Origin of the sequence: Flavobacterium suncheonense GH29-5 = DSM 17707, assembly GCF_000430025.1 — a bacterium.
Taxonomy (GTDB): Bacteria; Bacteroidota; Bacteroidia; order Flavobacteriales; family Flavobacteriaceae; genus Flavobacterium; species Flavobacterium suncheonense.
Map to the genome: position 1 here is coordinate 142,726 of NZ_KE387021.1, position 12,133 is coordinate 154,858.

Below are 12,133 nucleotides of genomic sequence, written 5' to 3' on the forward strand. Positions count from 1 at the left end.
ATGAAACATTACGAAGATAATTTCGCTCACAATAGTTTACCGGCATTGGAATTGCAACCGGATTATACATTCCTGGATTTACCACAGTTCAATCGTCCGGATATACTAAACTGTGTCGAGCGTTTGTTGGATTATCACATTCATAACGGTCACGGCAATGCAGTTTGTATCCAGACATTTGAAGAACGCTGGACTTACAATGATTTATACGAAAAAGCAAATCAGATTGCTTACGTTTTAGTGGAAGATTTGGGTTTAAAATCGGGTAATCGCGTTTTGATCCGTTCGGCTAACAACCCGATGATGGTCGCTTGCTGGTATGCGATTTTAAAAGCCGGCGGAATTGTGGTGGCAACCATGCCGCTGCTCCGATCCAAAGAATTAACGACTATTATTGATTGTGCGGAAATTTCACATGTGCTTTGCGACAGTTCCTTAGCGGAAGAGATGGAATTGGTACAATCGCCATTTTTGAAAAGAACCTGCTATTACAGAGCTTCTGAATTGGAAGATTTGATGCAGCACAAACAAAAAACATTCTCCAATTACCACACAAAATCAGACAGTGTGGCTTTAATCGGATTTACTTCCGGAACAACGGGATTACCGAAAATGACTGCGCATTATCATAAAGACGTACTGAACATCTGTGAAGCTTTCCCGAATTATTCTTTGCAACCTACTCCAAATGATGTATTTACGGGAAGTCCGCCAATTGGATTTACTTTCGGTTTGGGAGGTTTGGTGTTATTTCCGATGTATTTTGGAGCCTCGACTTTTCTGATTGAAAAACCAACGCCGGATTTACTGCTACAGGCCATTCAGGATTATAAAATATCTGTTTGTTTCACGGCTCCGACTGCCTGGCGCGTATTGACTGCAAAAGTTAATGAATTTGACATTTCGAGTTTACGCAAATGTGTGTCTGCCGGAGAAACGTTGCCGTTAAAAGTTTGGGAAGACTGGTACAACACCACAGGATTGAAAATCATCGACGGAATTGGCGCTACAGAAATGCTGCATATTTTCATTTCGTCCCATGAAGCAAACATGAAACCCGGAGCCACGGGTGTTGCAATCACCGGTTACGAAGCAAAAATCATTGACAATCAGGGAAATGAAGTCCCAAGAAATGAGCCCGGAAGATTGGCTGTTCGCGGGATTACAGGCTGTAAATATTTAAACCGCGAAGACAAACAGCGTGAATATATGGAAAACGGCTGGAATCTGACCGGCGATATTTTTCGTCAGGACGAGGAAGGTTATTTCTGGTTTGTGGCGCGTGGCGACGACATGATTATTTCTTCCGGTTATAATATTGCAGCCATTGAAGTGGAAAGCGTACTTTTAACTCACGAAGAAATTCTGGAATGCGCCGTTGTGGGGTTACCGGATGAGGAACGAGGCATGTTGGTTTGTGCCCACATCGTTTTAAAAGAAAAACATAAAGCAACAGATGAGTTTGCAAAGGCTATCCAACAGTGGTTCAAGGAAGTAGCTGCACCATATAAATATCCGAGAATCATTAATTTTATTGATGTTTTACCGAAAACGGAAACCGGAAAAATTCAACGATTCAAACTAAAACAGTAAAACTATGAGAAAGGCTTTTATCGTTTTCAGTATCACAGTACTTTCAGTCACTGCAATGCTGATTTATGTAAATTGGAAGTTCAGTTTGCTCTTACTGATTTTTATTCCGCTGATACTGATGGGATTTTACGACATGTATCAGTCCAAACAAACTATTAAACGCAATTTCCCGCTTTTAGGGAGAATGCGTTATTTGCTGGAATCTATCGGACCGGAAATGCGCCAGTACTTTATCGAAACTGATACCGAAGGAAAACCTTTCAACCGTTTGCAGCGCAGTTTGGTGTACCAGCGCAGTAAAAAAGAAATTGACACCATGCCTTTCGGAACACAACTTAACGTTTACGAAACGGGCTACAAATGGATTAACCACAGTGTTAAAGCCATCCCGTTTGCGGAAGTGGATGCCAATCCTAAAATTAAAATCGGTTCTTCGCAATGTGAAAAACCTTATATGGCGAGCTTGTTCAACATCAGCGCGATGAGTTACGGTTCGCTTAGTAAAAACGCCATAATTGCGTTAAATAACGGAGCCAAACAAGGCGGATTTTACCATAATACAGGCGAAGGCGGTCTGTCTCCTTATCACCTGCAGGGTGGCGATGTAGTTTGGAATATCGGAACAGGTTATTTCAGCTGTCGTGATAAAGACGGCAATTTCTCTTACGAGGAATATGTTAAGCGTGCGACGCTCGACAACGTTAAAATGATTGAAATTAAGTTCTCGCAAGGTGCCAAACCCGGTCACGGCGGAATCCTTCCCAAACAAAAAGTAACCGATGAAATTGCTGCCATCCGATTGGTGGAAAAAGGCAACGACATCATTTCGCCGCCAAGACATTCCGCGTTTTCAACACCTTTGGAACTGATGGATTTCATCAAATTGCTACGCAAAGGTTCCGGCGGAAAGCCAATCGGTATGAAAATCTGTATCGGAAACAAATCGGAGTTTTTAGCCATTTGTAAAGCGATGGTGCAAACCCAAACTTATTTCGATTTCATCACGGTTGACGGTGGTGAAGGCGGAACCGGAGCAGCACCACAGGAATATTCCGATCATGTCGGGATGCCTTTACGCGAAGCTTTGGCTTTTGTGTACGACAGTTTAAACGGTTTCGGCATTAAAGACGAAATCAAAATCATAGCCAGCGGAAAAGTCGTTACCGGTTTCGATATCATCAAATGCCTTTCCATTGGTGCGGATGTGTGTAATTCGGCACGTGGGATGATGTTTGCTTTGGGCTGTATTCAGGCTTTGGAATGTCATAAAAACACCTGTCCTACCGGGGTTGCCACACAAGATCCGAAACTTACCAAAGGCTTGGTTCCGGAAGAAAAAAGCATTCGCGTGGCGCGTTTTCAGCACGAAACCGTTAAAAGTGCAATGGAACTTATGGCTTCTGCAGGATTACGTCATCCGGATGAAGTAGACCGAACCGTTATCAGTGCCCGAACCGGAAGCACGAAAATCGAAACCTATTACGAAATGTTTCCGGAACTAGAACCGGGTTGTTTGCTAAACGAAAGCTCAGTTCCCAAAGAATATTCGTATTTTTGGAAAAAGGCAACTGCCGAACAATTTTAAAGATTAAAACCTATGAACTATTTTATCAAACAAGAAAAAATCCGTTTTCACCATATAGATTTTGCAGGCATTGTTTTTTATCCGCGGTATTTAGAAATGCTCAACGCTTTGGTAGAAGACTGGTTTGAAGAAGCTTTACACCGCCCTTTCCATAAAATGCATGAATCCAACGGAATACCGACTGTCGATTTAAAAGTCCAGTTTAAAAAGGCTGCCCGTTTGGGAGAAACATTAACTAAAGAATTGTGGGTTAAAGAGTTGCGTTCCTCTTCCCTGCTTTGTGGCTTTCTGTTTAAAAATCAGGACAATGAAACCATTCTGGAAGGCGAAGTCACTTTAGTAAACGTAACCATTGAAGCCGACAGAAAAGCCATTAAATCGGAACCTTTTAACGAGGAAATCCGAAGCAAAATTGCTTTTTATTTACAATCCTAATCAATAACAAATGGAATTTAAAAGATTTAAAGCCGCAACCGTTCAGACCGCACCGGTTTTCCTAAATGTCGAAAAAACAATCGATAAGGCCATTTCGTTTGTTGGGGAAGCTGCGTCTAACGGCGCGAAATTAATTGCTTTCCCGGAAGTATTCGTAGCCGGTTATCCGTACTGGAACTGGGTCATGACGCCGGTTCAGGGCAGCAAATGGTACGAAGAACTGTATAAATGTTCCGTAACGACTGAAGATGCCGATATGTTACGTTTGTATCAAGCCGCCAAAGACAACAACATCCATATTGTCATCGGAATTAACGAGCGCGGTAACAGCTACGGTGAAATTTACAACACAAATTTAATCATTGACAATAAAGGAAACTTAATCGGAAGACATAGAAAATTAGTACCAACCTGGGCTGAAAAACTCACCTGGACTTCCGGTGACGGTTCGTCTTTAAAGGTTTATGATACAGAAGTTGGTCCCATCGGAACGTTAGCTTGCGGTGAAAACACGAATACGTTAGCACGTTTTACGTTATTGTCTCAAGGCGAACTGATTCACATTGCGAATTACATTTCCCTGCCGGTTGCCCCACCCGATTACAATATGGCGGAAGCAATTAAAATCCGTGCAGCAGCGCATTCGTTTGAAGGGAAATTGTTTACAATCGTTTCGTGTTCAACGATTTCCAAGGAGATTATGGAGGCTTTGAAAGATGATATTCCGAATATTGAAGAATTGCTGACCCGTAAAAATTCGGCGTTTTCCGGTTTTATCGGACCGAATGGTGCGGTAATCGGAGAACCTTTAATTGATGACGAGGGAATTGTGTATGCTGATATTGATTTGGCAAAATGCATTCAACCGAAACAAATGCACGACATTTTAGGACATTACAACCGTTTTGATATTTTCGATTTGCGGGTGAATGTAGCGCCTACGCGGAAGATTACGTTTATTGATACACACGAGGAATTCAATAAACGATAAATAGGGACACAGATGACACAGATTTTAAACTTTGTGAACCTTGCGATTTTCTTTGTGTGCTTTGCGGTTTAATAAAAAACAATAACAAACAAGCGGATAGTTTCCTCACCCAGCCCTGATTGCAGCGGTTGCCGCGCAAAAGCGGAAAGCAGGAACAGGGACGGCAAAAATGCCCGAACCATTCGCTCCAAAAAATAAAACAATGGAAGATAAATTTTCAGACGACGTAATCGGTCGTGCACGGGTTAAAGACACGCCGGAGCTGGAAGCCTACTACAAAGAACTGGAAGGTTTAGGCGCCGGTGCTTTATGGACGGTAGCTAATGATATTGAGCCTTGGGAACCGAGAACTTCTTCTGTTCCAATGCTTTGGAAATATGACGATTTAAGGGAATTGGTTTTAAAATCCTCCGAATTGGTTACGCCAGAACAAGCCGGACGTCGCGTGGTATATTTGGTAAACGATAAACGTAAAGATGTTTCGGCGGCTGTGGGCTGGCTGTATACCGGAATTCAGGTAACGCGTCCGGGTGAAAGTACTTCGGCGCACCGTCATAAGGCTTCTGCCCTGCGTTTTATTATGGAAGGTGAAGGCGGTTATACCGTTGTCGACGGAAACAAAGTAACTTTTGAAGTAAACGATTTTGTAATTACACCGAATTCCGCATGGCATGAGCATGGTGTTGCTGAAGGCGGAAAAACCTGTATTTGGCAGGACGGTTTGGATATTCCGTTGGTAAATGCTTTGGAAGCCAACGATTATGCGGTTTTTGACGGTAAACAACCGTTAGAAGTTCCACTGAATTACTCGCCGTTAACCTATGGCGGCGCCGGAATTATTCCTGCGGATAAAGTTTGGGATAAACCCTATTCACCACTTTTCAAATATTCGTGGAAGCAAGTCTATCCCGCACTTTTAGAAGCTGCCAAAGTAAACGAAGGCTCACCTTTTGACGGGATTATCATGCAGTATTCCAATCCTTTAACAGGCGGTCATGTGATGCAGACGATGGGCGCTTCGATGCAGTTGTTACCGGCCGGATTCAAAGGAAAAGCGCATAAGCATACCGGTTCGTTTGTATATCAGTGTGCCAAAGGAAGCGGCTATTCCATCATCAACGGCCAACGATTTGACTGGAAAGAACGGGATATTTTCTGTGTTCCTTCCTGGGCTTGGCACGAACATCACAATGCTTCCGATACTGAAGACGCTTGTCTGTTCTCTTTCAACGATTTACCGGTGATTGAAGGATTGGGCTTGTATCAGGAAAGAGTGTATTCGGAAAATAATGGAAATCAAAAAACAGAGTAACAATTTGAAATTTAAGAGTTGAGATTCACAAAACCTCAGAACCTTAGCAATTTAGAACCTTAGCACCTCAAAATAAAGATGAAACTAGCAACGTACCAGATAAACCACGCTGCCCCAAGATTAGGGGTTGTACAGAACAACCACATGATTGATTTGGAAGATGTGGCGCAAATCACGAAAGAACATTTACCGAAAACCATGTTGGATTTAATCGATATGGGATTGTTTGAAGTAAAACGGATTCAGGGCATTATTGACAGTCTGACTTCAGAGCAATTAAGCAATTGTTCGTATCCGTTATCCAATGTAACTTTCCTCGCTCCTATTCCGAAGCCGAGAAAAAACATTATTGGTATTGGGTTAAACTATACCGAACACGTGGCTGAAAGTGCCAGAACGCTGGACACCACGGGAAAACTGCCTCAAAAGCCAATCATTTTCTCGAAACCGCCAACAACGGTAACAGCAACCAATACAAACATTTTACTGAACCCTAAATTGACACAGCAATTGGATTGGGAAGTGGAATTGGCAGTTATTATTGGCAAAGGCGGCAAATACATCCCGAAAGAGGAAGCGTTAAACCACGTTTTCGGTTATACAGTGATTAACGATATTTCTGCGAGAGATTGTCGTCGTGAAGGCCAATGGATTGTGTCTAAAGGACAAGATACGTTTGCTCCGATGGGACCGGTTTTGGTAACGGCGGATGAAATTGAGAATCCTCATAACCTGAATTTGTCTTTAAAACTCAACGGTATAGAAAAACAGAATTCCAATACCAAATTCATGTTGTTCAACATCAACGATTTAATTGAAGATTTGAGTACGGTTTTCACGCTGGAACCGGGCGATATTATTGCTACGGGAACACCTGCAGGAGTTGGTGCCGGAAGGAATCCTCAGGAATGGATGTGGGACGGTGACGTGGTGGAAGCTACTGTGGAAGGCATAGGAACGATCATTAATACCGTAAAGGAAATTAAATAAGTTTTAAAGTGGACAAAACGCAAAAAGCGGTCGAAGCATTCAATAAATATGCAAATCTGTACCAGGATCGGTTCATGGATTTTGATTTGTACAACGATACCTTCGAATTGTTTTGCGAAGCCATTGAAAAGAAAAATGCTGAAGTTTTAGAATTAGCATGTGGTCCGGGTAACATCACGAAATATCTGTTACAGCAACGTCCTGATTTTCAGATTTTAGGAACCGATTTAGCGCCAAACATGATTGAACTGGCTCGAAAGAACAATCCAATGGCTAAGTTCCAATTGTTGGACTGTCGTGATTTTCTCAAATTAAAAAGGAATTTTGACGGAATCATGTGTGGTTTCGGATTGCCTTATCTTTCTAAGGAAGAAGCAGTTCAACTGATAAAAGATGCTTCAACTTGCCTCAATCCGCAAGGTGTTTTGTATTTGAGTACGATGGAAGACGATTACGGCAAATCAGGATTTAAAAAAGGAAGCACCGGTGATGAGATATTCATGCATTATCATCAGGCCGATTATTTGTCGGAAGCGCTTGAACAAAACGGTTTCAGAATCATAGCTTTACAGCGCAAAAAATTTCCGGAACAAGACGGATCATACACAACAGATTTAATACTAATTGCAAAAAAAATAAAATGAAAAAATACAGAATTGGGCAGATTGTACCTTCCTCAAACGTAACTATGGAAACAGAGATTCCGGCAGTTTTCCGTTCCCGTGAGACGATTTTACCGGAGCGCTTTACCTTTCATTCCAGCCGTATGCGCATGAAAAAGGTAACCAAAGAAGAACTGGAAGCCATGGACGCCATGAGTTTAAAATGCGCCACCGAATTATCCGATGCGCACGTTGACGTTATGGGCTATGCCTGTTTGGTGGCGATTATGAGTATGGGGCGCGGGTATCACTGTGTTTCGGAGGTAAACCTGCATCAGGAAACTATAAAAAACGACTTCCCTACTCCTATTGTCACTTCAGCCGGAGCTTTGATTAACGGATTGAAAGTTTTGGGGGCTAAGAAAGTAGCTGTAATTACTCCGTATATGCGTCCGTTAACGGATTTAGTGGTGGATTACATTGAACACCAAGGGTTTGAAGTGGTAGATTCCATTGCTTTGGAGATTCCTGATAATCTGGAAGTTGCGGCTCAGGATCCTATGAATTTATTGGAGATTTACAAGCGTTTGGATTTAACCGGCGTGGATGTATTAGTGGCTTCAGCATGTGTACAAATGCCTTCACTGGAAGCTATCGACCTGATTCAGAAGGAAGTTGGTATTCCGGTGACTTCAGCAGCCGTTTGTACGACATACGAAATGATGAAGAAATTAGGTATCGAAGCAAAAGCTCCGATTGGTGGGGAATTATTAAGCGGAAAATATTAATCATGAAAACGATTCAGGGATTACGCACTACCATTTACAAAGTAAGCGATATTGCAAAAGCGAAAGAATGGTATACAAAAGTCTTTCAGACCGAACCTTATTTTGACGAACCTTTTTATGTGGGTTTCAATATCGGCGGTTATGAATTAGGACTGCAACCGGAAGAACAACTGCTTTCCAAATCGGATAATGTGGTAAGTTACTGGGGTGTGGATGACGTTCAAACAGAATTTAACCGTATGTCGGAACTTGGTGCAGTATCGCACGAAGCCCCTCAGGAAGTGGGTGGCGGCATTGTGGTGGCGACGTTAAAAGACCCGTGGAATAATGTTATCGGATTGATTTATAATCCGCATTTTAAAGTGTAAGGAAGCCTCATATTTGGGGCTTTTTTGTTTTTATTGATAACCAGTTCGCTACATTTTCGTAAATTAGATGTCCTTAATTACTAAAAAAAACAACACATGAAAAGAAGAGCAACCGCCGTTTGGAACGGCACCGGAAAGGACGGTAAAGGGCATTTAACCACACAAAGTACCGTTTTGAATAAAACACAATATTCTTTTTCTTCCCGTTTTGAAGAAGGTATCGGAACGAATCCCGAGGAATTGATTGGAGCGGCGCATTCGGGCTGTTTTACCATGAAACTGGCTTTCAATTTACAGGCTGCGGGTTTTACCCCGGAGGAGCTGAAAACCGATTGTGAAATTGTGTTTGAAGACGGTAGTATTGTAGCGTCTAACCTGAATCTTACGGCTTCTGTGCCCGGTATTGACGCTGCTAAATTCGAAGAATTGGTTAGAGATGCCGAAGTCAACTGCCCTATCTCGAAGTTGCTGAATACCAAGATTAATGTATCGTTTACTTTGAATTCTTAATACCCTCAAAAAAACTATTGCTAATGAATGTCAAAACATTAAGGGTTGAAAATCAGACAGAACTTCTAAAGATTCTGAAAGACCGCTTTGAAAAAAACAAAGACCGTCATAAAGGTTTGGATTGGACTAAAGCAGAAAAAAAACTTCTCTCCAATCCCGATAAGCTTTGGTCATTGAACTTTATGGAGGAAACCGGAGGCGAACCCGATGTCATCGGCTATGATAAAAATACAGACGAATACATCTTCTGTGATTGTTCTGCCGAAAGTCCGAAAGGCCGCAGAAGCATTTGCTACGACCCGGAAGCCTTAGCCGCCCGAAAACAGCACAAACCGGCAGACAGCGCCCTGAATATGGCATCCGCTATGGGGATTACAATTTTAAACGAAGAACAATATCGTGCTTTACAAGAACTTGGCGCATTCGATTTAAAGACTTCCAGCTGGATTGAAACGCCTGCCAAAATCCGAAAATTAGGCGGCGCTTTGTTTGGTGACCGCAGGTATGATACCGTTTTTGTGTACCATAACGGTGCGGATTCGTATTATGCGGCGAGAGGGTTTCGTGGGTTGTTACGGGTTTAATTCCTTTATTTCTTATTGATATTCAATATGTTATTTGCCTGCCTTTCATATCTCAAGCCCTGTAGGATTACCCAGACTGAAAAACATCTACCGTAAACTGAAAACTGCGATTAATCCATCACACAAACCGCACTCTGAAAACTAACATGCGTAACCATTTTTTAAGTCACTTTGTTCTGCTTTCTTTAAAATCTTGGTTGCTGAAAGATTGGTTGTCAGGGATTTTAACAACATTGAATTCAAAGTCGGTGGCACGATGGCAACTGTTACAGGTATTAGTCAGCTCGGTATAACTGTGCCTGAATAAGGATAGATTCTGAAATTTTATAGTCTTTTCGATGCTGTCTAACGCAGGGTATATCATTTCTATCTTTTGGCTTTCCTTCCGTTCGGTTTGGAATTTCTGAATGGCTTCAATGGTTTCTCTTATTTCGTGCACTTCAAAGTCTGCAAGTTTCCAGTTTTCGTTTTGACCTGCGAACCAAAGTTTGGCATGATGCGTTTGAATGTTACTCATAAACGCTCCAAAACCAGGTTTGTAGGTGTTGGCCAGTTTTTGTTCCAAACTGTCAATCCGGTTTTGCAACTGCTGTGTTTGGTCAGCCTGCCGATTGCAGGCAAAAAGTGCAAAGGTCAGTATGAGGATAAAAAACTGCTTCATTGTTGTCTGTTTTTGTTGCACAGTTGTTATTGAATCAAAATAATCAATTGAATATCAGTATTGTATGTCTTTGTAAATTTACTAAAACAACTTTAATTTTCAGCTATTTGAATGCCGTCTGAAAAAACAATAAATCAGGAATTGTGTGTATGCCTTGTTAGCGGCTGGATTTGTCATCTAATTGGGTTAGCATTTTGACGGGTTTTAAAAACCTATCAGGCATTGTTATGAATTGTTATGAAAAGAAACATCGAAACCACCACTATGAAAAAAGAGATCCTCAGTCACCAAACTAAAAAACCATCAGCATCCAAAATCAATAAAAACACATTACTCCTATTCCCCTAAAAAAGTAAAAGAGAAACGCTTAGTTTAAAAAAAACAATATCTTTACAAAATTGCAAGAGGTTGAAAAATGCAATTCTTTAGGCCTGAACGAATTAAAAAGCCCTAAATTACAGATTATGAAAAAAGTATTTTTATTGATTACCACTACTTTGTTTTTGATGTCGTGTACAGATGAGAACGACAGTCAAAATATAGCCAATACACAAAACAGTGTTTTATTGCAAAGCACTATTGAAACTGTTGGTGATGATGTATCGACAAGACTTTATGACTATGATGGTAATAAGATTGTCAGTGAAACCTGGGAAGCCGCTTCGTTTACCTACGAATATACGGGAGATTTAATTACCAAGATTACCTTTCAGGTAGCGGATGAACCCAACCCTAGATATGAGCAACTGTTTACTTATGACGGGAGCAACAGGCTTTCGCAGGCGGTGCAGTTGTATTATTATAATACTACCGCGGTAAAATTTGTCTTTACTCACAATGCCGACAATACCGTTTCTTTTGACCGTTATTCCGGGGATTTTAGCAGTCAGGACACTTTTGAGCGTTCGGGAAAATATTTTTTTAACAACAATAATGAGGTGTCTAAAATTGAGGAATATGTAGGTGAATCTCCTATTAAAATAGAATATATATATGACACACAGAATTCACCATATAAAAATGTTACTGGCTATGATAAGCTATTCTTTTTGAATGTAGGCAAGAAAAATAATGTTGTGCTTACGAAATTATCCAATCCTTATCAAAATGATTTAGGGGACTGGGACTATGAGGTGGTTGAAATTCCGAGTGAATTCCAATATGACGGCAACAATTTCCCTACCGATGCACTGGTTACCTATCCGGAAAATTCAGGGTCTTCGGTGGATTCTAAAACGGTTCAGTATTTTTATGAATAGAATTGTGAAAAGTGAAAAGGGAGAAGGGAAAAGAGAGTCTACTTCCCTACTCCCCGCATCATTTCCCTAATCCGTTCCGCTTCGCTGAATTCGAAATTCTGTAACGCTGTGTCTTTTAGTTTGGCGTATTCTTCTAATAATTTTGCATATTCCTCTTTCTTTATTTTTTGAAAGATGTCGTAGTACGTTTCTTCAAACTGGAGCAGAAACATGAAAAGGCTTTTTTCTTCGGAATCGTTTAAATCACCGCTTCTCAGGATTGTTTTTAGTTGTTCGACAGCTTCTTCAATGGCTGCTTTCTTCTGGCGGATAGCCGTGTTAAATGGAGTCGCTTGATCAAATTTTTGTGCTTTTAACAAAGGTTCTTTTTGTGCTTCCAACCCAATGATTTCCAATTGCAGGCTGAGCACAGTTTTTTTTATTTCTAAAAAGGGATGCATAGATCTTTACTTTTA

14 protein-coding genes are annotated in these 12,133 nt (G+C 41.2%); 12 read left to right on the forward strand and 2 right to left on the reverse strand.

The window, feature by feature from the left end:
- The 11 genes from G498_RS0113150 to G498_RS0113200 all read left to right on the forward strand — a co-directional run bounded on the left by G498_RS0113150 (position 1) and on the right by G498_RS0113200 (position 9,758).
- Entirely contained in the window at positions 1–1,593 is a 1,593-nt protein-coding gene (locus G498_RS0113150; protein ID WP_026981577.1) for an AMP-binding protein, read from the forward strand.
- Between the two features lie 4 nt (positions 1,594–1,597).
- Positions 1,598–3,178, forward strand: a complete 1,581-nt coding sequence (locus tag G498_RS15185; RefSeq protein ID WP_035744126.1) for an FMN-binding glutamate synthase family protein — start codon at positions 1,598–1,600, stop codon at positions 3,176–3,178.
- 12 nt (positions 3,179–3,190) lie between these two features.
- A complete protein-coding gene (locus tag G498_RS0113160; RefSeq protein ID WP_026981578.1) occupies positions 3,191–3,613 on the forward strand; it encodes an acyl-CoA thioesterase in 423 nt (140 codons plus the stop codon).
- Positions 3,614–3,623: 10 nt separating this feature from the next.
- Positions 3,624–4,604 (forward strand): carbon-nitrogen hydrolase family protein, encoded by a 981-nt coding sequence (locus G498_RS0113165; protein WP_026981579.1) that lies wholly within the window; start codon positions 3,624–3,626, stop codon positions 4,602–4,604.
- 202 nt (positions 4,605–4,806) lie between these two features.
- Positions 4,807–5,916 (forward strand): cupin domain-containing protein, encoded by a 1,110-nt coding sequence (locus G498_RS0113170; RefSeq protein WP_026981580.1) that lies wholly within the window; start codon positions 4,807–4,809, stop codon positions 5,914–5,916.
- 78 nt (positions 5,917–5,994) lie between these two features.
- On the forward strand, positions 5,995–6,906 hold the full coding sequence (locus tag G498_RS0113175) for a fumarylacetoacetate hydrolase family protein (protein WP_026981581.1): 912 nt from the start codon (positions 5,995–5,997) through the stop codon (positions 6,904–6,906).
- An 8-nt stretch (positions 6,907–6,914) separates the two neighbouring features.
- Entirely contained in the window at positions 6,915–7,550 is a 636-nt protein-coding gene (locus tag G498_RS0113180) for a class I SAM-dependent methyltransferase (RefSeq protein WP_026981582.1), read from the forward strand.
- Entirely contained in the window at positions 7,547–8,296 is a 750-nt protein-coding gene (locus G498_RS0113185) for a maleate cis-trans isomerase family protein (protein WP_026981583.1), read from the forward strand. The genes G498_RS0113180 and G498_RS0113185 overlap by 4 nt, the downstream gene beginning before the upstream one ends.
- 2 nt (positions 8,297–8,298) lie before the next feature.
- Positions 8,299–8,664 (forward strand): VOC family protein, encoded by a 366-nt coding sequence (locus tag G498_RS0113190; RefSeq protein ID WP_035744124.1) that lies wholly within the window; start codon positions 8,299–8,301, stop codon positions 8,662–8,664.
- 96 nt (positions 8,665–8,760) lie between these two features.
- Entirely contained in the window at positions 8,761–9,174 is a 414-nt protein-coding gene (locus tag G498_RS0113195) for an OsmC family protein (RefSeq protein ID WP_026981585.1), read from the forward strand.
- Positions 9,175–9,197: 23 nt separating this feature from the next.
- Positions 9,198–9,758 carry a DUF4256 domain-containing protein gene (locus G498_RS0113200; protein ID WP_026981586.1) on the forward strand — a complete coding sequence of 187 codons (561 nt, stop codon included), beginning with the start codon at positions 9,198–9,200 and terminating at the stop codon, positions 9,756–9,758.
- A 166-nt stretch (positions 9,759–9,924) separates the two neighbouring features.
- On the opposite strand, the gene G498_RS0113205 is transcribed toward G498_RS0113200, so the two are convergent.
- Positions 9,925–10,419 (reverse strand): hypothetical protein, encoded by a 495-nt coding sequence (locus G498_RS0113205; protein WP_051269912.1) that lies wholly within the window; start codon positions 10,417–10,419, stop codon positions 9,925–9,927.
- A 464-nt stretch (positions 10,420–10,883) separates the two neighbouring features.
- Here G498_RS0113205 and G498_RS0113210 point away from each other — a divergent pair, with 464 nt between their 5' ends.
- Positions 10,884–11,678 carry a hypothetical protein gene (locus G498_RS0113210; RefSeq protein WP_131387676.1) on the forward strand — a complete coding sequence of 265 codons (795 nt, stop codon included), beginning with the start codon at positions 10,884–10,886 and terminating at the stop codon, positions 11,676–11,678.
- A gap of 38 nt (positions 11,679–11,716) precedes the next feature.
- Here the strand turns inward: G498_RS0113210 and G498_RS0113215 are convergent, their stop codons facing one another.
- On the reverse strand, positions 11,717–12,118 hold the full coding sequence (locus tag G498_RS0113215; protein WP_026981589.1) for a hypothetical protein: 402 nt from the start codon (positions 12,116–12,118) through the stop codon (positions 11,717–11,719).
- Between the last annotated feature and the right edge of the window lie 15 nt (positions 12,119–12,133).